Below are 23,816 nucleotides of genomic sequence, written 5' to 3'. Positions count from 1 at the left end.
AGCAGCTCACACTTTTACTCCTGAGTCCTACAATTCCTCACCATTGGTGGCGATGACTTTTTTGTACCAGTGGAAGGAATCCTTTCTGGAACGATTCAAGGTACCGTTGCCGTCGTCATCCAGATCAACGTAGATAAATCCGTAACGCTTGGACATTTCAGAAGTGGACATGCTCACCAGGTCAATCGGCCCCCAGCTGGTATAGCCGATCAGCTCAACGCCGTCCAGCACGGCTTCCTTCATTTGAGCAATATGCTGTCTTAAGTAATCAATACGGTAGCTGTCATGGACTGAGCCGTCTTCCTCAACCTTATCATACGCGCCAAGACCATTTTCCACGATGAACAAAGGTTTCTGATAGCGGTCATACATCGTATTCAGCATAATCCGCAGGCCGATGGGATCAATCTGCCAGCCCCATTCCGAAGCCTTCAGGTAAGGGTTCTTCACACCGCCGAACAGATTGCCCTGTGCGCGTTCTCCTTCCGGACTTACAGATACGGTCAGCGTCATGTAATAACTGAAAGCCACATAATCAACGGTGTGAAGTTTCAGAATTTCATCGTCTCCCGGCTCTTTATGAATAACCACATTGTTTTCCTCGAAAAAGCGCTCCATATACTTCGGATATTCCCCGCGGGCATGCACATCCGTAAAGTAGAGATTCATCTGGTTCTCCTGCTGATTCTTCAAGACATCCTCAGGATTGCAGGTATTCGCATAGCTTTCCATCCGGGCCAGCATACAGCCCATCTGCGAACCCGGGATGATCTCATGTACCAGCTTCGTGGCGAGAGAGCTGGCGACAAACTGGTGATGCAGCGCCTGGTAGATCGTCTGCAGCTTGTTCTCTGCCCGGTCGATTACAACGCCGCCGCCCGTGAATGGACTTAGCGTCATCATATTGATCTCGTTGAATGTGATCCAATATTTCACTTTGTCCTTGTAGCGCCGGAATACGGTCTCCGCATAACGGGTGAAGCAAGCGATAACCTCGCGGCCTGCCCAGCCGTTATATTTCTGTGTCAAGCCCAGTGGTGTTTCGTAATGGGCCAGTGTCACAAGCGGCTCGATGCCATATTTATGCAGCTCGTCAAAGACATTGTCATAGAATTGCAGTCCCGCTTCATTCGGCTCGGCATCATCGCCGTTCGGGAAGATGCGCGCCCAGTTGATCGACAGACGGAACACATTGAAGCCCATTTCGGCGAACAAGGCAATGTCCTCTTTATAACGGTGATAGAAGTCCACCCCTTCACGTTTCGGGAAACGTGCGCTGAATTCCCCGGACAAAATCTGTTCAATCCGCTCGGAGGTGATTTCTATAGCATGGTCATTTGTACGCTCGGGCTTAGGCACGTAGGCAACCATATCCGCACTGGACAATCCCTTGCCGTCGGCATCGTAGGCCCCCTCCAGCTGATTCGCGGCTGTAGCGCCACCCCATAAGAAGTTCTGCGGAAATCCTTTTTTGATCACTGTCATGATTTAATCTCCCTCTTTATTAATTGATAATGGTCAACAGCAGGTCGCCATTTTGTACTTTGGCTGCAGTAGTCTTGAGCACATCCAGATAATTTGCAGAGTTGGTCACGATCACTGGTGTTGCAGTCACAAAGCCGGCTTCTCGAATCGCTGCTACATCGAATTCCAGCAGCAGTTGGCCCTGCTCGACCTTATCTCCCTCTTGTACCTGTTTGTCAAAATGTTTTCCTTTGAGCTTCACGGTATTGACCCCCACATGAATCAGCAGCTCGGCGCCGCTCTCGGAGGTAATGCCAATCGCATGCCCTGTCGGGAATACAGTTGTTACGGTCCCCTTCACCGGAGAGGTCAGCCGGCCTGAATCCGGTTCAATGACGATCCCCTGGCCCATGGCTCCGGAGGCAAAAGCTTCGTCCGGCAAAGCTTCCAGCGGCATAAGTGTTCCTGTCAGCGGGCTGACCACCATCTCCTTGTCAATCCGCGAGGGTGACGATGCGGCAACAGGCCCGGGAGCCTCCTCAGCTGGTACTGCAGGATCATCGAATCCGAACACATACACCAGAATAATCGCTAATACAAAAGCAACAACGATACCGATGATAACCCAGGAGAATCCGTCGCCAAAATAGGTCGGCAGAGCCAATAGGCCCGGTAAGGAGAAGCTTATGGCTTTGGCCCCGCCGATAGCGATGATCGCACCACCGATGGCTCCGGAGATGCAGGCATAGATGAACGGTTTCTTCAGCTTCAAGGTGACGCCGTAGATCGTCGGCTCGGTGATCCCGAACACTGCAGCCAGTGTTGAGGAGCCGGACAATGCTTTTAGCTGCGGATTCTTTGATCTCAGGAACACGCCGAATACCGCACCCGCTTGTGACAAGACTGCAGCAGTAAGGATAGGCAGCATAGTGTCATAGCCCAGTGTGGCAATATTGCTGAGCATAACCGGCACGAAACCCCAGTGTACACCGAAGATTACGAACACCTGCCAGAACGCTCCGGCAATGGCACCGGCAACCAATGGACTTAAATTGTAGAGCCAGGTGTAGCCCGAAGCCAGCCCATCACTGATCAATGAGCCTACAGGACCGAAGGCCAGGAAGGTCAGCGGAATAACGATAAGCAGTGCGAACATCGGAACCAGAATATTTCTAACCGATTCATGAATGAACGAGCGGAACCACTTCTCTATATAGGACTGTACCCAGACCGCCAGAATGATCGGAATGACACTGGATGAATAGTTGATCAGTACAACCGGTATGCCCAAGAAGCTGAGCGGGTCCGGTGCGCTGACTGCGGTTATCACTGCCGGATAGACTAAAGCGCCTGCTACAGCAATGGAGACAAATTGATTAGCCTTGAACTTGCGTGCAGCCGTCACTGCCAGAAATACCGGCAGGAAGTAGAATACGCTGTCCGAAGCCGCATTCAGAACCAAATATGTTCCGCTGGCTGCATTAATCCACTCCAGAGATAAAATTAAGGCGAGCAGCCCTTTGAGGATCCCTGCCCCTGCCAGTGCCCCGAGAATCGGGGAAAAGATACTGGAAATGATATCGACGGCTTTGCCCAGAATACTGGTACTCTCTGAAGACTCGTCGGCTTTGCCGGATTTTTCGGCATCCTGGAGTGAGGTTTCCTTCATAATCTGCTCGAACACCTGGCTTACATTGTTGCCTATGACTACCTGAAACTGGCCGCTGTTCTCCACTACAGTGATAACACCTGGAGTTTTCTCCAATGCGGCTTTATCTGCCTTCCTCGAATCCTTCAGCTTAAATCTTAATCTTGTGGCGCAGTGGAACACGGAATTCACATTGTCTTCGCCGCCTACAAGCGTAATAATCTGTTTGGACAAGTCTTTGCTGCTCATATTAGTTTGCTCCTTTACAGCTTTAGAATGTAGATCGTTGCAGCAAGTATAGGTTGTGCCAGCTGTTGACCTTATACTCCTGCAAACAAGAAAAACCTGAACTCACGGCAAAAAGGAAACGTCATCACACGCCCATTTTGCCATCAGTTCAGGTTTTGCCTGCCTTACCAGTAACACCCTGTCAGATGAACACTATTTTGTTTTCACTTTCAACCCAAGCTTTACTCCAGATTGTTGCGTTCCGTTACCCGCTGGATATGGATGGTCAGATATACGTATTCATCCTTGCTTAAGCTTTGGCTATAGGCCTTTTCCAGATAATCATTGATTTTGTTGGCGCATTCAAACGCCTTCACATAAGTCTGCTTAAGCTGATTGTACAAAAAATCCTCCCCGCTGCTGCTGCTCTCCTTCTTCAGTACGCGCATGGAGAAATATTGCAAATGGGTAAGGAACCGCGAATAATTCAGTGAGCTCTCGTCCAGAACGACCTTGTAGTGGTAAGTGACGATATTCAGAATATTCTGAACAATTTCCGTCATCTTGATCGTAGCCTTCATTTCACTGCCGTCCATTCTGGCATTTACCAGATGCAGCGCGATAAACCCGGCTTCATCCTCGCCCAGCGAAAGTCCGGTAGCCCTTTCAATGATCTTCAGCGCATCCATCCCAATGGAGAATTCCTTCTTATAGAAACGTTTAATTTCAAACAGCATCGCATTTTTCAGTGCAATCCCCTTTTCAAAACGTTGGACAGCAAAATGGATATGATCTGTCAGGGTCAGATAGAGATTGTCGCTAAGCTCTGTACCGAGAACTCCATTTGCATAGGTGACAATTTCATTGGCTAATTCCAGATGAGCCACCGGAATGTCATTCAGAAGTTCAGTCAGTCTGGCCGTGAATTGATTTTCGTTCAGCAAAAAGATTTTATCGACCTTTTCCGGATCTACATAGTCTCCGGCTACTTTATTGAAGGAAATTCCCCTGCCCATCACAATGACTTCCTTGCCTTTCTGGTTCTTGGTTAAGAGCACATTGTTGTTAAGTATCTTCTCTATAATCATCTGTTGATCACCCCCCGACATATAGTTTGTACAAAAAAAGCCTAAGCTGATCCCAATATCATTAAAAAATGATACTCGCATCAACTTAGGCATTGCCCGCCTTACCGGTCACAATCCTGTATTACTGTTATTGTAGCACAAAAAAAAGCGATTTCAAGATTTTTGTGTTCTTTTAGTCAAAATTTTATTATTCCCGGTGATTCTGCATGGTTTGGATTAACCACCGCATGGCGAGGCTTAAAAAGAGGCAGTAATTGAGTTGTTTGCGAAATGCTCACTACCTTAGAGGAGGAATACCAATGCTACCGGTTCATCAGCGTCTAGCAGAGCTTTATACTGCAAGCTGCAGGCGCCCGCTAACGGCGGCCGAAGAAGCCGAGCAGCGCCATTGCCTGCAGGTGAACACCATGTATTGCTGGGAGATGGCAAGACTAACCCATGAAGCTGTTCTTGCTGCGCATACGGAGGACACCGAATGGCAGCAGGAGATCAGCGCACAGATGTTTGAAGTGCGTATTTCCGGTAAAGTTGGGAAACGTCGCAATTAGGCATCCCTTCTTATCCGCTATTGTATATAGGATAATCCAAAAAAAGAGCAGCCCCTCCAGCAATTCTCATGGATGGGCTGCTCTTACTTCTATAAGAAGCGGAACTGCGCTTCGATTAAACCGTTATAAATGCCATCTCTCGCGGTAAGCTCGGCATGATTGCCTTCTTCCTTGATCTCCCCGTGATCCAGCACGATAATTTTATCGGCGTGGCGGATCGTTGACAGACGGTGGGCCACGATAAAGGAGGTGCGGCCCTGCAGCAGAATCTTCAGCGCTTCCTGAATTTTGATCTCCGTCTCGGTATCAATACTCGCCGTAGCTTCATCCAGGATCAGAATACGCGGATCGGCCAGGAGTGCCCGGGCAAAGGAAAGCAGCTGACGCTGACCCATGGACAGCGCACTCCCCCGCTCCTCCACCTCAGTTTCGTAACCGCCGGGCAGTTTCATGATGAAGTCATGGGCATCCACTGCCTTGGCGACCTCCTCAACCTCCTTGTCGGTGGCATCCAGCCGCCCGAAACGGATGTTGTCGCGGATCGTTCCTGAGAAGATAAACGTATCCTGCAGCACGATACCGATCTGCTCCCGGAGACTCTGCAGGGTAACCTCACGGACATCCTTGCCGTCGATAGTAATATCGCCGCTCTTAATGTCATAGAACCGGCCGATCAGGTTAATGATCGTACTTTTGCCGGAACCCGTGTGGCCCACAAGCGCGATCGACTGGCCGGCCTTGACGTTCAGATCAATCCCTTTCAGCGCCGCACGGCCCTTTTCATATTCGAAGATGACCTTGTTAAAGCGGATATCCCCTTGAATCTTCGGCAGCGGTGTTGCCCCCGGTTTATCCTGAACCGAAGGCTGCTCATCCAGATACTCAAAGATCCGTTCTGAAGACGCCATAGCCACCAGCAGCTGATTGTACATCTGGCCCAAGCGGTTGATCGGGTCCCAGAAGTTGCTCACATACGTACTGAATGCCACCAGGTAACCGACGGTCAGCTCTCCGGATTGGATTAAGTATGCCCCCAACCAGAACAGGATCATGGTGCCGAACCCGCCTGTTATTTCAATAATCGGGCCAAAAGCCTGGTTCATCGCTGAAGCCTTGTTCCACGATTTCCGGCTGTCCATATTCATGGCATCAAAGTAATGCATATTTTCCTGTTCCTGTGTGTAGGCCTGAGTGACCCGGATACCTTGGATCGATTCATTTAAATGTGAATTGATCCGCGAGTTCTTCATCCGCACATCCTGCCAGGCAATCCGGATCTTCTGCCGCAGCTTGGTTGAAACCAGGAACATAACCGGCACCGTAACCATCACGGCAAGCCCAAGTTTCCAGTTAATCAGCAGCAGAATCACGGTAATGCCGACCAGCTGTACACAGTCGATCATTAAATTGACGACTCCGTTGGTGAACAGATCCTGCAAAGAGTTAATATCATTCGTTACCCGTACCAGTACCGAGCCGGCCGGACGTTTATCGAAAAAGTTAAAAGATAACTTCTGGATATGCCGGAACAGATCCGAGCGCAAATCATAAATAACCCGTTGGCCGATAACATTAGTATATTTGATCCGGTACACCCCTGCGATCCACTGGATCAGGTACAGTACAATTACACTTACCGTAAGTGTGTACAGTAACGTTAAGCTGGGGTTCCCCTCTTTCGGAGCAATTGCCTTGTCAATAGCCATACTGGTCAGAAAAGGGACCGTGAGCTTCGTGACTGTGCCCAGAACCATCAGTGCGGAGACGAGCGGAAGCATCTGCTTCGCGTAAGGCTTCATATATCCGAACAATCTCGTGAACTGCTTCCAGTCAAAGGATTTGTCGATCTGGTCGTCATCCTTGTATACAAAGCGTTCCTCAAGCGTCTGTTCCTCGGTTTTATTGTGCTTTGCACTAGCCGCTGTGGCTTGTTTGGCTTCAAGCTTCATGCTGAATCCCCTCCCCTCTCACCGTATTCCGGGACAGATAATCGGCGTATTGAATCCGGTATACATCCTGATACGGGCCGGGAACTTCAATCAGCTCCGCATGCGTTCCCTTTTGAACCATCCGTCCTTCATCCATCACGATGATCTGGTCGGCATGACGCAGCGAGGAAATCCGGTGGGCAATGATCAGCGTGGTCCGTCCGCGCATAACCTCTTGGAAGCCAGTCTGGATCTCATGTTCTGTCTCCATATCCACGGCACTCGTGGCATCATCCAGAATGAGGATACGCGGATTCTTGAGCAAAGCACGGGCGATAGCAATCCGCTGCTTCTGTCCGCCCGAAAGTCCCATCCCCCGCTCGCCGACAACCGTGTCATATCCATCAGGCATCTCCATGATAAAATCATGCGCTTTGGCAAGCTGTGCCGCCCGGATGATTTCCTCCATGCTCACATTTTTGAGGCCGTAAGAGATATTATTACGGATAGAAGAGGAGAACAGGAACGTCTCCTGAAACACTGTCGAAATCTGCGAACGCAGGCTGCGAATATTGTATTCCCGGATATCCACGCCATCCAGTGTAATGCTTCCTTTATTTACGTCATAGGCGCGCATCATCAACTGGGTAATCGTCGATTTGCCTGAGCCGGTACCGCCAAGGAACCCGATAACCGCACCCGGCTTCGCTTCGAAATCAATGTCCTTTACAGCCGGCATTTTATTCCCGTACGCAAATGTAACATGGTCGAAAATGACCTCGCCCCGTACCTCGGAGGATACTAGCTCGCGGGCATTCTCCTTATCCTTTACATCAATCTGCTGGTTAAGCACTTCAAGTACACGTTCTCCCGAAGCTTTGGATTGCGTATAGTTGTTGATATGGAAGCCAAGACCCCAGACCGGACCGATAATATACCAGATCAGACTGAAGAAGGCGACCAGTTCACCCAGTGACATGTGGCCCTTGATGACCAGCGTTCCGCCGACACCGAGCAGAATGGCTATACTGACGGAGGCCAGAAGCTCCATGACGGGGAAAAATTTGCTCCACAGCTCGGCGGCAAAAATCTGGTTATCCTTATAACGTTCATTACGGTGCGAAAATTTCTCAACTTCATAAGCCTCTCTGGCAAACGATTTGACCGTCCGTACCCCTGTAATATTCTCTTGAACAGCCGTGGTCAGAGAGCTGAGGGCAAGCCGCATCTCCTGAAAGGCTGGATGAATTTTCGATTCGAATCTGAGTGCTACTGCAGCCAGAAAAGGCATAGTGATCAGTGTGACGAGCGTAAGCTGCCAGTTGATCGTGAACATCATAATAGACCCAAACAGCACCATAAAAAATACATTCAGCAATTGGGCGAAGCCGAAGCCGATGAAATTCCGGATCGCTTCAAGGTCCCCGGTCAGCCGGGACATCAAGTCGCCAGTCTTTGCCGTATCATAGTAGCGGAAAGACAGAAATTGCAGCTTCTCATAGCAGGCATTGCGCAGCCGGTAGGCCAGAAAATTACCCAGCCGTCCTCCAAAAAAACCATGCGCAAACTGCAGGCAAGCTTTGACGATTACCACGGCCAGTACAGATAGAGCGAGTACGGGCACCTCAGTAAACTTCAGGGGAACAATCACATCATCAATTAACCTTCGTAGCAAATTCGGGGTAATAAGCCCCACTGCAGTTGCGGCAGCCAAGCATAAAATCGACAGAATCAGATAGTGCAGCTTCTCCCGATAAAAGCCCCGCAGTTGCCTGAGAACATCCATATCTCTCCTCCTTAAAGCTTTACGAAGTAAAGCTTACTTCGTAAGCATGAACTTGTTCCTACTGGGCGGCGCCTGCCCCGTAAGATACATTTGGCTTGCGATGCAAATCTCACATCGCAAGCCAGCTTTTTTAGCGCTTCCATTTTAGGGACTTTAAGCAGTTTATCACCCATATTTTAATGCGGCAAAGGGTAGAATACGCCGTTTTCCACGTTTTTCCCGAATAAAGGTGGCTTATATGATGATAAAAGGACACCTATAGCTTTAATTGCTTCCATTTCCTCGCAAATACTGTTCAATTAAGCAAACACAAGATTCGGGGTGTATTTTTATGCATATTTCATCCATTTCCGTGAAGCTTGTTACAACAAAAAAAACGCAACAGCCAAAACATGGGGTTCATGTTCCAGCGGTAGCGTTTTTGCATTGCATTTTGCTGTTTCCTCAGCTGTACAGCTCTTAGTTCTTTGCAGGCCGGTAGCAGACTACTGCCACACCGGAAGAGAAACGCTTAGTCTGCACCAACTCAAAACCCTGCTTCTCCAGCCCTTCTCCAAAGAGACGTTTGCCCTTGCCCAGCACCACCGGAAACACCATCAACCGGTACTCATCCACGAGACCCAGCGAGATCAGGGACTGCACAAGCGTGCAGCTGCCAAACACGAGAATGTCTTTGCCGGGCTGCTCTTTCAGCTTCGTGATTTCTTCCACCAGATTGTTCTTAATCAGAGATGAATTGTTCCACCCGGCTTCTGTCAGGGTTGTGGAGATTACATGTTTGGCATAACCATTCATCATCTCGCCGTATTCCCCGGTCTGCTCCAGCATATTAGGCCAGGCAGCCGCAAAGCCTTCATAGGTTACGCGCCCCAGCAGCAGCGCGTCGGCAGCTTTTAACTCCGCGAATTTAAACTGATCCTGCTCATCCGAGCTGTATTGAAAGGTCCACTGCGGGTCCTCCATTACACCGTCAACAGTTAAAAATTCAGACACAATCAAGTTTCTCATGTGGGCCTCCTGGATACGTAGTGGGCAAAAGCAAAACATGTGCCCGGCAGCCCTGAAAAATGAGAACATCAGGGCTGCTGCGGACACACATTATGGTGATAACTATAAATACTAATTTAAATTGTGGGAAGGTGAAAACCTTAGTACAACAAGGTTATCCGATACTTCCTTCCATCTCGAATTTGATGAGACGGTTCATTTCGACTGCATATTCCATCGGCAGTTCTTTGGTGAACGGCTCGATGAAGCCCATGACGATCATCTGTGTGGCTTCGGCTTCCGTGAGACCGCGGCTCATCAGATAGAACAGCTGCTCTTCGGAAACTTTGGATACCGTGGCTTCATGCTCCAGCACGATATTATCGTTCATGATCTCATTGTATGGAATCGTGTCCGAAGTAGACTGGTTATCCAGAATGAGCGTATCACATTTGATATTCGATTTCGCACCATCCGCCTGACGGCCGAAGGAAGCGAGTCCGCGGTAAGTTACCTTGCCGCCGTGCTTGCTGATTGATTTGGATACGATCGTCGAAGTCGTGTCCGGTGCCAAGTGGATCATCTTGGCGCCTGCATCCTGGTGCTGGCCTTTGCCTGCCACGGCAATCGACAATACGGAACCTTTGGCTCCGCGGCCTTTCAACACAACTGCAGGATATTTCATCGTCAGCTTGGAACCAATGTTGCCGTCCACCCATTCCATGGTGGCATTCTCTTCGGCAACCGCACGTTTGGTTACGAGATTGTAGATATTTGGTGCCCAGTTCTGAATAGTAGTATACCGAACACGGGAGTTCTTCATACACAGAATTTCAACAACGGCACTATGCAGGGAATTGGTGCTGTAGATTGGTGCGGTACAGCCTTCTACGTAATGCACGAAGCTGTCTTCATCCGCGAGGATCAGCGTACGCTCGAACTGACCCATGTTCTCGGAGTTAATACGGAAGTAAGCCTGCAGAGGCACTTCGCATTTCACACCCTTAGGTACGTAGATAAAGCTGCCGCCCGACCACACGGCACTGTTCAATGCAGCAAACTTATTGTCTGTCGGCGGAATGATCGTTCCGAAGAATTTCTTTAACAGCTCAGGATGCTCACGCAGCGCAGTATCGGTATCGGTGAAGATTACCCCTTGGTCTTCAAGGCTCTTCTGCATGCTGTGATAAACAACCTCAGATTCATATTGTGCCGATACACCGGCGAGGAACTTCTGCTCCGCTTCCGGAATACCCAGCTTATCGAAGGTTTCTTTAATCTCGGAAGGAACTTCCTCCCAAGTTTTTCCTTGCTTCTCGGAAGGTCTTACATAGTACTGAATGTCTTCGAAATCCAGATCATCCATGTTGCCGCCCCACTGAGGCATCGGCATCTTGCGGAATTGCTCCAGAGCCTTCAGGCGGAAGTTCAGCATCCATTCCGGCTCGTTTTTGATTGCGGAGATTTCCTTCACAATTTCGGCCGTAAGTCCTTTACCAGACTGAAATATCGACTTGTGCTCATCACGGAACCCGTACTGGTATTCCTCCATATCAGGCGCTTTCTTAGCCATGGTGTCAGCCTCCTTGTTATCTAATGTTGTTGGTGTTCTTCTTCGACGTCTATTCCTTTGCGAAGCGCGTTCCATGCCAGTGTGGCACATTTGATCCGCGCCGGAAATTTATTAACACCGGAAAGGGCTTCTATATCTTCATAGTCTCCGAAATCTACTGTCTCACCCTTCATCAGGGAGGAGAACTTGTCAGCAAGCTCAAGCGCATGCTCTATAGTCTGTCCTTTGACAGCTTCCGTCATCATGGAAGCCGACGACATGCTGATCGAACAGCCTTCGCCGCTATACCGGGCATCTTTGACGATGCCGTCCTCTACCTTAAGCTGCAGCGTAATGCGGTCGCCACAGGTCGGGTTGTTCAGCTCAATCTTCACAGCGTCGTCTGCAAATGAACCACGGTTCCGGGGATTTTTATAATGATCCATAATTACGCGTCTATACAAGTCATCCAAGTTCATAGGCGAAATACTCCTTTGCCTTGATTAAAGCTTGGACCAGCGCATCTACATCCTGTTCCGTATTGTAGAGGTAGAAGCTGGCCCGTGCCGTTGAGCTGACCTCAAGCCAGCGCATCAGCGGTTGGCAGCAATGATGGCCGGCGCGGACGGCAATACCTTCCGCATCCAGCACCGTCGCCACATCATGCGGATGCACATCACCCAGATTGAATGTGACTACACCCACCTGACGATTACGCGGGCCATACAGCGTCAAGCCGTCAACTGCTGCAAGACGCTGCTCCGCGTAAGCGGCAAGCTGGATTTCATGACGGTGAACTTCATCCAGTCCGATCTCCTGCAGGAAATCAATTGCTGCTCCCAATCCGACGGCACCGGCGATAATCGGTGTCCCGCCTTCGAACTTCCAAGGCAGCTCTTTCCAAGTAGATTCATAAAGACCGACGTCATCAATCATCTCGCCGCCGAACTCAACCGGCTCCATAGCTTCCAGCAATGCCTTCTTGCCGTACAAAGCACCGATGCCGGTCGGGGCCAGCATCTTGTGACCGGAGAACGCATAGAAATCGCAATCCAGCTCCTGGACATCGACCTTCATATGCGGAGTGCTCTGTGCTCCGTCCACCACGATAACTGCACCCTTGCGGTGAGCAATAGCTGCAAGCTCTTTCACCGGATGGGTAACCCCCATAACATTGGATACATACGCGATGGCTACGATTTTGGTCTTGTCCGTAATCGTATTCTCGGCATCCTCCAGTGTGATCGTTCCATCCTTCTGCAGCGGTAGAAATTTCAGGGTTGCCCCAGTCTTTTTGGCCAACTGCTGCCATGGAATAAAGTTGCTGTGATGCTCCATCTGGGTGATAATAATTTCGTCGCCTTCACTAAGAACAGCAGGGCCGTAAGAAGAAGCCACTATATTTAACGCTGTCGTTGTGCCGCGGGTAAAGATAATTTCCTTCGTGCTGCGGGCATGAATGAACTTTGCAACCTTCTCGCGGGCTCCCTCATAAGCATCCGTAGCCCGGCTGCCCAAGGTATGCACACCGCGGTGGACATTGGCGTTATCCCATTCATAATAGGATTTCACCGCTTCGATGACTTGGCGCGGTTTCTGTGAAGTTGCCGCACTGTCCAGATAAACCAGCGGATGGCCGTTAATCTTTTGATTCAGGATGGGAAATTGCTCCCGGATGTTACTGTTAATCATTGGCCTAACTTCCTTTCCACAAGAGATTGGAGCTGATTGCGCAGTCCCTCCAGTGGAATTTGCGACACTACAGGTGCCAGGAAGCCGTATATGATCAGTGTTTCTGCATCGTGCCGTGTAATTCCGCGGGACATCAGGTAATACACTTGCTCGTAATTGACCCGTCCTACGGAAGCGGCATGGCCGGCTGTTACATCATCTTCATCTATAAGAAGGATCGGGTTGGCGTCGCCGCGTGCTTTCGGGCTCAGCATCAGAACCTTCTCGGTCTGCTGTCCATCGGCTCTTGTCGCGCCTTTTTCGATCTTCGTAATTCCGTTAATAATAGAAGTCGCAGAATCCCGCATAACAGCACGGGTAATCATGTCACTTGGCGTATTCTTGCCGAAGTGCTGCGCCTGAGTCGTATAGTTCAGCTTCTGTGAACCCGACCCTACCGCGATCACTTTGGCATCGGAGCTTGAGCCATTGCCCTTCAGCACCGACTTCGTGTCACTCGCTGTATCGCCGTAATTCATTTCACCGACAATCCACTCAATAGTTCCATCGTTCTCAACCACTGCACGGCGGTAGGTCACATCCGTAGTGTCCACGCCAAGCTGATGTACCGAGGCAAAGCGCACTTTGGCGCCTGCACCTACAAATACTTCAACCGCACCGTTATGCAGTCCGGCTTCCGTTTTGTCGGATACATAGTTATCTACGTAGGTTACTGAGCTGTTCGATTCGGCAACCAGCAGAATATGCGGAACGAAAGCAGCTTCTGCGTCGTCCGTCAGCAGCACCGCTTGCAGCGGAGTGTCGATAACCACATTCTTGGGAACATAGAGGAATACTCCGCCGTTCCACAGGGCGGCATGAAGTGCAGCAATGGAATGCTCGTCTGGCAGCACAGCCTTATGCAGATAACGCTGCACAAGATCTCCATGCTCTTTGACTGCTGTCTGCAAATCGGTAAAAATCACGCCTTGCGCAGCAAGCTCAGGAGCAAGCCGTGTATAAACAGCGCCTGAATTGCGTTGAATAATCAGACTGCCTTCCTCCTGACCCTGAATTAGGGCCGTTATGGAAGCAGGGGCTTCACTAAGTGCTGTAAAAGGCTGGCTGGCTTTGTAGGTTCCATAGTTGTTCACGTTCCAGCGTTCAATCCGTGTCTTTTCCAGTTTCGGCAGCTCCAAGCCTGCTGCCAGTTCCAGCGCCTTTAGCCGGCTGTCCTTCAGCCAGCTTGGCTCGCCGCTGCTCTGCGATAATTCGCTGAGACGTCCGGCATCCACCGGAAGAATGGTTTGCGTCGTCATAAGTGGTTTCCTCCTTCCTGGCGTCTCTTTAAGCTTCCTGTCCTACAGTTTCATCTTCAATGCCTAGTTCTTCTTTAACCCATTCATAACCTTCTGCTTCCAGACGCTGCGCGAGCTCAGGTCCGCCGGATTTCACAATGCGGCCCTGCATCATAACATGCACGTAATCAGGCGTGATGTAGTTCAGCAGACGCTGATAGTGGGTAATAACCAGGAAACCGCGTTCCGGGCTGCGCATCGAGTTTACACCTTCAGCGACAATTTTGAGTGCATCAATATCAAGGCCGGAGTCAATTTCGTCAAGAATGACGATCTTCGGATCCAGCATCATCATTTGGAGAATTTCGTTGCGTTTCTTCTCGCCGCCGGAGAAGCCTTCGTTCAGATAACGGTGCAGGAATTCCGGATTCATATCCAGTTCCTTCATCTTAGCTTCCATCTGACGGATGAAACGGATGAGGGAGATTTCACTGCCTTCTTCACGGCGCGAATTAATGGCGCTGCGCAGAAAGTCGGAGTTGGTTACTCCGCTGATCTCACTTGGATATTGCATAGCCAGGAACAAACCGGCGCGCGCGCGTTCATCTACTGCCATCTCCAGCAGGTCTTCACCTTCCAGCACAGCTGTGCCTTCAGTTACTATATACTTTGGATGACCCATGAGCGCGGAAGCCAGTGTACTTTTACCTGTACCGTTCGGACCCATGATAGCGTGAATTTCGCCGCCCTTCATCTGAAGATTGATGCCCTTCAGAATTTCTTTTCCTTCGATTGTCGCTTTTAGTCCTTCAATGACAAAATCTGCTGCCATAATAATTATTCCCTCCACTCATCAATTTGCAAAATCAGAAAGCTGTATTAAAACAGGGGGTCCCTGTTTACCAGCACAATTAGATTTTATATCACATTATAATTATTATAAAGTGAATCACAATGATTATCAATGATTCTCACTAATTTTATTACAAAGGAAGTTTTTTTACAAATATCTATTTTCAATTTTCATCCCCGTCATCCACGTTTAGCGCTTTCTCAGCCTGTTACTGTCCAAGGGCAGAGATGATTTCCTCTTTCCTGATCCGGAACTCTTCGTCGCCCAGAACCGGGCGCATGTTTCCGGCTTCAGGCGGGGACTCCAGTTCAATCCAGGAGCGGCAGCCTGAATACTCCGGCCGCACTTGAATAATGACAGGAGCCTCTGGCACGTATACACGTAGCAGCAGGACATGAAGCGGTTCCTTCGCTTTCCAGCGCAATCTTTCGGACGCAAGTCCTTCGCTCCAGATGTGATAGGGGTACAGCCGTTCCAGCTGATTCAAATCACGAACCTCCAGATCAGCAGCCACTTCAGCGTATGCATTCAATGAAATCACAGCGGAGTCAGCGCCGCCTGCTTCCAGTGTCTGGCCGACGAGCGGGCGGTATGACTCCTTCAGCAGTTCGGCTCGCTGGTGTTCATAAGTGGGATAGAGATAGAACGAAGGGCTTTTAAGTTCAAAACGCCGTGTTTCTTCCTCTATCCCCCCTTTACGCATCAGCATAATCATCCGTCCTTCTGTCAGCGCTTGTATGGCTGAGGCCCATTCTTTTAAAGCTACGGGGTTGGCGTTCAAGGACATTCACTCCTTCCTTCCAGTTATCCTGTTCAAAATCATTATCTTCACTATAAATTATATCCATTGCCGCAGGAGTCTACAAATTTCGCAGACTGCCAACGCTCATGCCGCAGTAACACAAAAACAAAGCCCCCGCACAGGAGGCTTTGCAGAATTTCAAATGTAATTTCGGGTCAGGCTGAAATCAGCCCAGGAACGAGCGCAGCATCCATTGCTGCTTCTCCAGGTCGGAGCGGATCTTGATGAACAAATCGGCTGTCGGCTGATCGCTGGCGTTCTCCGCAAGCTCAATGCCTTCCGTAAGTTCTTCGGATACCGTAGCAAAATCTTCAATGAGGGATTGGACCATGCCCCGGGCATCTTCTTTGCCCGTTGCTTCCTGAATGGTGGCAATCTCCAGATATTCTTTCATTGTAGCTGCAGGGCTGCCTTTGATACTCAGCAGGCGTTCAGCAACTTCGTCCATTTTCAGCGTAATATCATTATAAAGCTCTTCAAATTTCACATGCAGGGCGAAAAATTGTTCGCCTTTGACATACCAGTGAAAGTTATGAACTTTAACATACAATACGTTCAGGTTCGCAACTTGACGGTTGAGGACTTGTTCCAATGATGCAGTGTTTACTTTATTAGATGCTTTAGCCATGATATGATCCCATCCTTATCCATAGTTTAGCCGGCTGCTTGTCCAAGGTCCGGCCTTGCAATTGTCTATACTTACTTTACCCTTCCAGCGGTTAGCCGAAACAAAATGGTGGCCACACCTGCAGTGAAAACGAGCTCTCTCCGAGGGCTTTAACCAACTCCTTATCCGTAGGATGACCAAGATTGCCCGCCTTATGCCCTTTAACTGCCCGCATAAGTGGAAACGGCTTCGCCGTCCTCAAAAAGACGGTATCCGTTTCAGCTAGAAATAGAAGGATAATTTATAGCGTAAAGCATATAAATGCTTATATTTCAACAAAAGGGCCCCCAGAGGGCCCCGTGCAACACGCCTAATCATTACGTTCATTACCGCTCAGAGCATGCGGAGCAATGCCTCACTGCCTGCCATCCCCGGCACAATCCCAAGATTTTCCGCTTCTATAGTAACAGACTCCAGCGGAGCTGCCAGGAGCTGCGCCAATGTGCGTACGCCTACGGCCCGTGCGGCAATAATCTGCCGGTCACTAAGCATCTTATTCAGCAGTCCCACATCCAGCGCTCCGCACATAATATACCCTCGGCTTGTGCTGATGGTGAGCAGCGTTGTTTTGGGAAGTTTCACCTCGACTCCAACAAAGGTGTGATCTCCGATCTGAATAGGTTCTATGGTAACCAATAGCAGCGCCTCCTTTTTTCGTCATCCACGCTCTATGTGTATGCGGAGCCCTTTTGCTGTGTGTGGACGATGGTCCTATATCCCAATAAAATACAGAGACTTTAAGCCTTATTTCCAAGCAAAGAAGTATATGATTATTGTTTATTTAATGGTATAGTTTATTTACTTTAGGAATCGATTTAGTAAAAAGCTGGGGGATTTATGGACAAAAAACTACAACACACGGACGGAAATTATTTATTTAACGTCGACATCCTGATTAATGCCCGTACCAACCCGCTTGCACTGCAATATTTACTTGAAATGTTGAACAACAGCGACAAAATCACAGATTTCAACATTAACTCAGGTCTTGAGCTGGGAAGAACCATTGACAACCTTCTACGTTCTGCGAAGATAGCTCTGCAACAAGAGTCAGCCCCTCCAGTTCCATTTAAATTGCCAGTGAAGCCGGCGGACAAACAACCGGAAAAAACCGCAGAGGATAAGCCCTCAGTGGAAAGCCGTGCGGATGCTTATGGTAAGATCAGACAGTACATTCAGAACAATCAACTGGTCCGTATCCGGACGAACCGTCATGGCAAGCAGATGTCCATGCCCTGCCGTATCCTTAATTTTGATGAAGCGGCCAACTCGATAAGCATCTACCACGTGGATGAGAAACAGGTCTATACCTTTAACCTCAATGAAATTGACGAATTTCATTAGCACGAACCTGTGAAGCACAAACAAGCACCCTACCGGAATGGCATTCCGTGAAAGGTGCTTGTTTTATTTGCTTATGCATCCGGTTGACTTCAGTCAGTTCTTGCGGGAAAGGGCTTCCCAGGCCAGACATATCCAGCCGGCAATAAAACAAACGCCGCCGAGCGGGGTAACCGCTCCAAGGATTTTGATCCCGGTAATACTCAGTACGTACAAGCTGCCGGAGAAGAGAACAATTCCTGCGATCAGCAGCCTGCCGCTCCAGCGCAGGCGGACACTCTCTCCCCATTGTCCTGCAATAATCGCGACCAATATCAGTCCCAGTGCATGAATCATATGATAATGCACACCGGTTTCATACACCTTCATGTAATCCTCGCTGATCGAAGCCTTCAGCATATGCGCTCCGAATGCGCCGATCCCCACTGCCAGCATAGCCAGCAAAGCTCCCCAGGCGATAAATCTCCGTTGCATAATCAGAACACAACTCCTTATTATTGGACTTCCCCTATCTTACCTTATCGGCAGGGGGCAATTCCAGCGGAGTTCCGGGATTATTTCAATGTGGGACTTGCATTTGAAGCGTTCTTATGAAAAAGTGGATAGTATCAAGAAACCATTCTTTTACAAGGAGCGCATTTTTATTATGGACTATAATTCTCCACCAAAATCCGACGCACAGGAAACCGGGCAGAACAGCCTATTTCCAGGGCAAAATGATCTGTTAAAACCAGAAGTACCTTACACCTACCAAGCGAATAAACGTGATTTCCAACATTCCGGCCCCGGTATCGCCTCTTTCGTGATCGCGCTGGTCACGTTTATCGGTTATGCCATTACTTTTGTGGTGGTAGGGAAGCAGGCTTCTTCCATTCTTAGTGAAAGCAACAGCGGCATCAATGAGTCTGCAGGAACCTTCATGTTTCTGGGAGTGACCGTTTTGATACTTGCAGCTGTTAATGTAATCGGAGCAGTTGTCGGAATTATCGGGCTGACTCTCCGCAACCGCCGCAAAGTGTTCGCCGTCATCGGCACCATTATCAATGCTATCATCCTTCTGTTGTTCATGCTGCTCATTTCTACCATTCTGGTCAATGCCGGCTCCTACTGATTATCCCGCTATTTACTTTCAATAATAGAGAAGAGCCACTCCCGGAGCTGTTCGTGGAGTGGCTCTTCTTTTATTTAATATTGCAACTTAAGCTGAAATGCAGACACTGCTAACGGCTTACGATGGAATCCAGCGACGCGTAAACATGTGGACCGAAGCCTTCCGAGGCCTCTCTCTGTGGAATATTGAGCTTGATCATGTAGCCCTGGCCATCAATTTCCTTGACGGTCGTTTGCCGGGTCAGGCCGGAACCTGTTGCGGTCAAATATAAACGCAGGCCAGACATTCTGAGGTCACGCTCTTCCTTGCTGAGTGCTGTCACCTTTCCAGTGGCAGACAATTCCTTTTGGGCTTTCTGCTCCAAAATATCGAGATTAAAATCAGAAGGTAATTTCTCAATTTGGGCGTAATAATCAGGATCCACCTTCATAGATAACCGGTTGCTTGCCGAATCAAAGGTAAAGATATCAAATACATAAAGCGAATAACCTTCTCCTTCCGCAAGCGTGGCAGTCTTCTCTTCCGCCATGCCTTCCAGCGTAAGCTTCATGGTTCGGGTCTCCGGCAGTGTGGTCACCGGAGCTGCCCCTTCTTCCGCCTTAGACAGCTTGGAAAGAATCCGCTGGACGACAGAAGGATCACCCTCCACCGGCTTTTCTACATATTCAAAAACTACAGGGTCCTCCATCTCAAGACCTTCAAGCACACTCTCGGTGCCAGCACCCAGTTCGAAAGCGGTAGGGCCCTCTTCCGTTTCTATTTCAATCGAATGACTGTCAATTTGACCGACATAGCTGCCGGTTCCTTGGATGACCTGTGCTTCAGCAGTAGCGGTAGGACTAGGTACAGGCGCTGCTGTGTTTGCCGCAGGTGAAGGAGAAACCGTTGCCGAAGGCTCACCCGGAGCCTCAGCAGGAGTGTTGCCTCCGCAAGCGGTTAATGTCAGCATCAATACAGCGACTGCCGCAATAGCCGGTAATGAACGTTGTGATTTCATGTTGACTGCCTCCTCATAGACGTGCGGTATGGTCAATATCTGCTTGCTACCCTTATTAACGTTTAACCCATAGTCGGGGTTGCATAAACTTTGCCGAAATTGATGGGGAGCGCACTAGAAGTATATGCGGCGGCATTTCTTCAGTTCATCATCCGGTACCCGGACAGCTTTTTCATTGCGCACAGTAGGCAATTTCCCCATTAACCACAGTCATCTGTACTTTCACCTGCAGCAGTTCTTCGGGATCGCTCAGCACGTCACGGTCAATTACCGTGAAGTCCCCCTGCAAGCCCAGTGCGATACGTCCGCGTTCACGCGCTTCTCCCGCGGCAGCCGCACTGCCCGTTGTGAACAGACCTACCGCCTCCGGGATGCTCAGCTTCTCACCCGGCAAGTAGCCCTCATGGGATTCCCCCGGCTTGCGCCGGGTAACGGCAGCGTGCAGGCCAAGAAATGGATTCAGCGGCTCAATCGGCGCGTCACTGCCACCGGCACAGGTAATTCCGGCCTTCATCAGCTTATTCCAGGCATACAGATGCCCTGTTCTTGCCGGGCCTACCCGTTCCAGCACCCAGGGAAAGTCACTGGCCACAAAACGCGGCTGGATATCGGCAATGAGCCGAAGTCCGCGCATTTGCTCCACCAGCGCGCCATTCAGCACCTGGGCATGTATGAAGCGGTCCGGCAGGTCGGCTTCCGGAGACAGCCGGTGATGGTCCATCGCAGCCAGCGTCATCCGGGCAGCCGCATCTCCGATCGCATGCACAGCTACCGGGAATGACAGCCGTCTCGCCGCACCGACAATTTCATTCAGCTTTTCCTGTGTATGGATCGCGATGCCGCATGTATCCGGGGCATCGCTGTAAGGCTGCTCCAACAGTGCAGTCCGTCCGCCGATGGCACCGTCGGCGAACAGCTTGACCGCACCAAGCCGCAGCCACTCATCACCGATGCCCGCCTGCAGCCGCAGCTCCTCCACCTCCTGCAGATAGCCATAGTACAGCAGCTGGTGTGTGCGGAAGAACAGGCCTTCTTCGCGCAGCTCACGGTGAATCTGCAGCATCGTCTCCACACTGTCCAGCAGCCGCAGATCCTCGGTATGCACGGCTGTAAGCCCCAGGGAGAGCGCGTCAGCAATTCCCCTGCGGACCGCATTCTTCTTGGCGGCATAATCGGGCGCCGGCTGCACGGCATTAAACGGCTGTGAGGCATCCTCATAAATCCAGCCGTTCAGCTTCCCTTCAGCATCACGGCCGTAGGCTCCGGAAGCGAAGTCTGGAGTGGATTCGGTCACGCCCGCCCGCCTGAAAGCCTCGCTGTTGCCGAGAAAGGCATGAAAGCAAGTGCGCGTAAGGAATACGGGATGCCGCTCTGTCACCGCATCCAGCTCGGATATATGCGGCGCTGCAGCAGGCCGGAACTCATTCTCGTTCCAGTTCAGCCCGAGGATCCATTCCCCGGGAGGCGTAAGCTCTGCACGTCTGGCAATTGCATGCAGCATCTCTTCTTTGGAGGTCATACCTGTGAAATCCAGCATGTCCAGCTTCATGCCGTGCATGCCGAGATGCACATGCGCATCGGTCAGACCGGGCAGCACATGGGCTCCGTCCCAATCGACAACGTTATATTCTCTGCCGCTAAGCTGCAGAATTAAATCCCTGCCCTCTCCAACAGCCGTGATCCTGCCATCCTCCACATATACAGCGTCATCGCCGGGTTGGCTGCGAAATGGCAGAACGCCATTTTTAAATAAGGTTGCGGTCATGTACTTCTGCTCCTTTGTTATAACATCTTTTATATTAAAAGCATGTTTCTTTCAATTTATAGGCATGAGCCGGAAGCATGCAGTCTCAAGACGCTTCAGTCTAATGTAGTTCATGAAATCATGTATCACTCTGCTGTCATTAAGAAAGAAATCACCCCCGAGGAGCTCGAAACCATGAGCAGGAATTACCCGTCATAGGCTAATATAACACGATTGACGGCCGGAGATATTCCGGGGAATCCCGGTCCAACAGCTATAGGCTTATTATTGAAGAGATCAGTGAATAAAGGATCAAAGGTCCAGGCTCCGCAGTTTATACCCATTGATATCTTCACATATCCTCCCTACCCCTGAATATACTTTAGTTACAGCATGCCTCAGAGTTACTTTCTTAAGGAAGCATGTGCTTGCGCCCGTACCGATTTATATTCCATGGGAGGTGGTCATCCTGTCGCAATCACCAGGTCCATATGCGTTTGTCGTGTCAAAAGAAGACTGGTCCCTTCACCGCAAAGGCCATCAGGATCAGGAACGTCATCAGCAGAAGGTCAGGGAAGCCATTAAGGATAATCTGCCCGACCTCGTTACCGAAGAGAACATTATCATGTCGGACGGAAAACAGATTGTAAAGGTGCCGATCCGCAGTCTGGATGAGTACCGGATTATCTATAACTTCCGGAAGCAAAAGCATGTCGGCCAAGGAGACGGGGAAAGCCAGGTTGGCGATGTGCTCGGCCGAGATTCGCAATCTGCCCAACCGGGCAAAGGTGACAAAGCTGGAGATCAGCCGGGCCAGGATACGGTTGAGGCTGAAGTGAACCTCGAGGATTTGGAGGACATTCTGTTCCAGGACCTGGAGCTGCCCCACCTAGCCCCGAAGGATAAAGAAGAGATCGAGGTCAAGTCCATCGTCTTCAACGATATCCGCAAAAAAGGCATGATGTCGAACATCGACAAGAAGCGCACCTTACTGGAGAATCTGCGGCGCAACGCCAGCAACGGAAATCCCGGCATCCACAGCATCAGTCCCGATGATCTGCGTTACAAAACATGGGATGATATTACCGTCCCTCATTCCAATGCAGTCATCATTGCTATGATGGATACCTCCGGATCTATGGGGACCTTCGAAAAATACTGCGCGCGCAGCTTCTTTTTCTGGATGACCCGCTTCCTGCGCCGGCAATACGAAAAGGTCGAGATTGTGTTCCTGGCTCATCATACGGAAGCCAAAGAGGTCAGTGAGCATGATTTCTTCACCCGGGGTGAAAGCGGGGGCACGATCTGCTCGTCAGCCTACCAGAAGGCGCTGGAGATTATCGACAGCCGGTATCCGCCGGCCAAATACAACATCTATCCTTTTCATTTCTCGGATGGCGACAATCTCACCTCGGATAACGAACGTTGCGTCAAGCTGATCGGGGAGCTGTTGAAGCGCAGCAATATGTTCGGATACGGCGAGGTGAACCAGTACAACCGCAGCAGCACGCTGATGTCCGCCTACCGGCATCTGAAGCAGGAGCAGTTCATGCATTATGTCATTAAGGATAAGAAGGAAGTATACCAGGCGCTCAAGACCTTCTTCGGCAAAAGAGATTTGGCCAAATCGTGAGGAGCCGGATTTAGATGCTAAAAATGCAGCGCGTAGCCTAAGCGGATACGCGCTGCATTTTTATACTGCACCTAGTCCCTAACTGAAGATCCCTTCCCTAAATACAAGCTTTTTCAGGGCTACCATTAATCATTCCTGTTTTTTTGCAATAAATTCAGCAATTTGGATAAAACTCCGATCTGTTAGTATATTCAGGTCTCCTTGCAGCACCACGTTAAACTTTTTTTCAATATTAACGAGAATCATGATGAAATCAAGGGAATTAATATAATTGGACAACTCCAGATCACCTTCCAAGCTGGTCAGCAATCCAGTTTCACCCGGTTTTCCTGCTTCTTCAGCTCTTTGCAAGAGATGAGCATTAATGATTTCAAGTAATTCCTGAGTAATTGTATCCATAGAATGCATAGTAGACGCTCCTTTGTATGGACCTAGTATGTGTTAACACTATCATCGATCTGTATAATCCC

General features: G+C 49.8%; 22 protein-coding genes. 4 read left to right on the top strand and 18 right to left on the bottom strand.

Going from position 1 to position 23,816, the window contains the following annotated elements; all coding sequences use genetic code 11:
- Positions 1 to 27: 27 nt before the first annotated feature.
- From NST07_RS09620 to NST07_RS09610, 3 genes are all read right to left on the bottom strand, one after another.
- Positions 28 to 1,485, bottom strand: coding sequence for a 6-phospho-beta-glucosidase (locus NST07_RS09620; RefSeq protein ID WP_341091368.1), 1,458 nt, complete (start codon positions 1,483 to 1,485; stop codon positions 28 to 30).
- Between the two features lie 19 nt (positions 1,486 to 1,504).
- Positions 1,505 to 3,361 carry a beta-glucoside-specific PTS transporter subunit IIABC gene (locus NST07_RS09615; protein ID WP_341091367.1) on the bottom strand — a complete coding sequence of 619 codons (1,857 nt, stop codon included), beginning with the start codon at positions 3,359 to 3,361 and terminating at the stop codon, positions 1,505 to 1,507.
- 221 nt (positions 3,362 to 3,582) lie between these two features.
- Positions 3,583 to 4,428, bottom strand: a complete 846-nt coding sequence (locus tag NST07_RS09610; protein ID WP_341091366.1) for a PRD domain-containing protein — start codon at positions 4,426 to 4,428, stop codon at positions 3,583 to 3,585.
- Between the two features lie 299 nt (positions 4,429 to 4,727).
- Here NST07_RS09610 and NST07_RS09605 point away from each other — a divergent pair, with 299 nt between their 5' ends.
- Entirely contained in the window at positions 4,728 to 4,976 is a 249-nt protein-coding gene (locus NST07_RS09605; protein WP_341377870.1) for a hypothetical protein, read from the top strand.
- An 89-nt stretch (positions 4,977 to 5,065) separates the two neighbouring features.
- Here the strand turns inward: NST07_RS09605 and NST07_RS09600 are convergent, their stop codons facing one another.
- The 11 genes from NST07_RS09600 to NST07_RS09550 all read right to left on the bottom strand — a co-directional run bounded on the left by NST07_RS09600 (position 5,066) and on the right by NST07_RS09550 (position 17,156).
- A complete protein-coding gene (locus NST07_RS09600) occupies positions 5,066 to 6,925 on the bottom strand; it encodes an ABC transporter ATP-binding protein (protein WP_341377869.1) in 1,860 nt (619 codons plus the stop codon).
- Positions 6,915 to 8,690, bottom strand: a complete 1,776-nt coding sequence (locus NST07_RS09595) for an ABC transporter ATP-binding protein (protein ID WP_341091362.1) — start codon at positions 8,688 to 8,690, stop codon at positions 6,915 to 6,917. The genes NST07_RS09600 and NST07_RS09595 overlap by 11 nt, the downstream gene beginning before the upstream one ends.
- Before the next feature lie 459 nt (positions 8,691 to 9,149).
- The gene (locus NST07_RS09590) at positions 9,150 to 9,698 is read right to left on the bottom strand and encodes a dihydrofolate reductase family protein (protein WP_341091361.1); all 549 of its coding nucleotides are present in this window, start codon (positions 9,696 to 9,698) and stop codon (positions 9,150 to 9,152) included.
- Between the two features lie 154 nt (positions 9,699 to 9,852).
- Positions 9,853 to 11,250, bottom strand: coding sequence for a Fe-S cluster assembly protein SufB (gene sufB / locus NST07_RS09585; protein WP_341091360.1), 1,398 nt, complete (start codon positions 11,248 to 11,250; stop codon positions 9,853 to 9,855).
- 20 nt (positions 11,251 to 11,270) lie between these two features.
- Positions 11,271 to 11,708 (bottom strand): Fe-S cluster assembly sulfur transfer protein SufU, encoded by a 438-nt coding sequence (sufU, locus tag NST07_RS09580; protein ID WP_038588542.1) that lies wholly within the window; start codon positions 11,706 to 11,708, stop codon positions 11,271 to 11,273.
- Positions 11,695 to 12,921, bottom strand: coding sequence for a cysteine desulfurase (locus tag NST07_RS09575; RefSeq protein ID WP_342481435.1), 1,227 nt, complete (start codon positions 12,919 to 12,921; stop codon positions 11,695 to 11,697). Before NST07_RS09575 ends, sufU begins: the two co-directional genes overlap by 14 nt.
- Positions 12,918 to 14,219 carry a Fe-S cluster assembly protein SufD gene (gene sufD, locus NST07_RS09570; RefSeq protein ID WP_341091357.1) on the bottom strand — a complete coding sequence of 434 codons (1,302 nt, stop codon included), beginning with the start codon at positions 14,217 to 14,219 and terminating at the stop codon, positions 12,918 to 12,920. Before sufD ends, NST07_RS09575 begins: the two co-directional genes overlap by 4 nt.
- A gap of 28 nt (positions 14,220 to 14,247) precedes the next feature.
- A complete protein-coding gene (gene sufC / locus NST07_RS09565; RefSeq protein ID WP_341091356.1) occupies positions 14,248 to 15,030 on the bottom strand; it encodes a Fe-S cluster assembly ATPase SufC in 783 nt (260 codons plus the stop codon).
- A 229-nt stretch (positions 15,031 to 15,259) separates the two neighbouring features.
- Positions 15,260 to 15,838, bottom strand: coding sequence for a DUF1802 family protein (locus tag NST07_RS09560; RefSeq protein WP_341091355.1), 579 nt, complete (start codon positions 15,836 to 15,838; stop codon positions 15,260 to 15,262).
- Between the two features lie 181 nt (positions 15,839 to 16,019).
- Positions 16,020 to 16,481, bottom strand: coding sequence for a Dps family protein (locus NST07_RS09555; RefSeq protein WP_341091354.1), 462 nt, complete (start codon positions 16,479 to 16,481; stop codon positions 16,020 to 16,022).
- 372 nt (positions 16,482 to 16,853) lie between these two features.
- Positions 16,854 to 17,156 (bottom strand): DUF1805 domain-containing protein, encoded by a 303-nt coding sequence (locus NST07_RS09550; RefSeq protein ID WP_341091353.1) that lies wholly within the window; start codon positions 17,154 to 17,156, stop codon positions 16,854 to 16,856.
- A gap of 201 nt (positions 17,157 to 17,357) precedes the next feature.
- Here NST07_RS09550 and NST07_RS09545 point away from each other — a divergent pair, with 201 nt between their 5' ends.
- Positions 17,358 to 17,864 (top strand): hypothetical protein, encoded by a 507-nt coding sequence (locus tag NST07_RS09545; RefSeq protein WP_341091352.1) that lies wholly within the window; start codon positions 17,358 to 17,360, stop codon positions 17,862 to 17,864.
- A gap of 93 nt (positions 17,865 to 17,957) precedes the next feature.
- Here the strand turns inward: NST07_RS09545 and NST07_RS09540 are convergent, their stop codons facing one another.
- Positions 17,958 to 18,335 carry a DUF423 domain-containing protein gene (locus NST07_RS09540; protein ID WP_038588519.1) on the bottom strand — a complete coding sequence of 126 codons (378 nt, stop codon included), beginning with the start codon at positions 18,333 to 18,335 and terminating at the stop codon, positions 17,958 to 17,960.
- Positions 18,336 to 18,507: 172 nt separating this feature from the next.
- Here NST07_RS09540 and NST07_RS09535 point away from each other — a divergent pair, with 172 nt between their 5' ends.
- Positions 18,508 to 18,972 carry a hypothetical protein gene (locus tag NST07_RS09535; protein ID WP_341377867.1) on the top strand — a complete coding sequence of 155 codons (465 nt, stop codon included), beginning with the start codon at positions 18,508 to 18,510 and terminating at the stop codon, positions 18,970 to 18,972.
- Between the two features lie 109 nt (positions 18,973 to 19,081).
- On the opposite strand, the gene NST07_RS09530 is transcribed toward NST07_RS09535, so the two are convergent.
- Positions 19,082 to 19,969 carry a hypothetical protein gene (locus NST07_RS09530; RefSeq protein ID WP_341377865.1) on the bottom strand — a complete coding sequence of 296 codons (888 nt, stop codon included), beginning with the start codon at positions 19,967 to 19,969 and terminating at the stop codon, positions 19,082 to 19,084.
- A 172-nt stretch (positions 19,970 to 20,141) separates the two neighbouring features.
- The gene (locus NST07_RS09525) at positions 20,142 to 21,734 is read right to left on the bottom strand and encodes an amidohydrolase (RefSeq protein WP_342481434.1); all 1,593 of its coding nucleotides are present in this window, start codon (positions 21,732 to 21,734) and stop codon (positions 20,142 to 20,144) included.
- A gap of 448 nt (positions 21,735 to 22,182) precedes the next feature.
- Between NST07_RS09525 and yhbH the strand changes: the two genes are divergently transcribed.
- Positions 22,183 to 23,346: a sporulation protein YhbH gene (gene yhbH, locus NST07_RS09520; RefSeq protein ID WP_341097605.1), complete on the top strand. Its 1,164-nt coding sequence runs from the start codon at positions 22,183 to 22,185 to the stop codon at positions 23,344 to 23,346.
- A 129-nt stretch (positions 23,347 to 23,475) separates the two neighbouring features.
- On the opposite strand, the gene NST07_RS09515 is transcribed toward yhbH, so the two are convergent.
- The gene (locus NST07_RS09515; RefSeq protein WP_341377859.1) at positions 23,476 to 23,754 is read right to left on the bottom strand and encodes a hypothetical protein; all 279 of its coding nucleotides are present in this window, start codon (positions 23,752 to 23,754) and stop codon (positions 23,476 to 23,478) included.
- Positions 23,755 to 23,816: the final 62 nt, after the last annotated feature.

Source organism: Paenibacillus sp. FSL L8-0340 (genome assembly GCF_038593145.1).
In the GTDB taxonomy this organism is placed as follows: domain Bacteria; phylum Bacillota; class Bacilli; order Paenibacillales; family Paenibacillaceae; genus Paenibacillus_AQ.
This window is presented reverse-complemented; position numbering and strand designations above follow the sequence as displayed.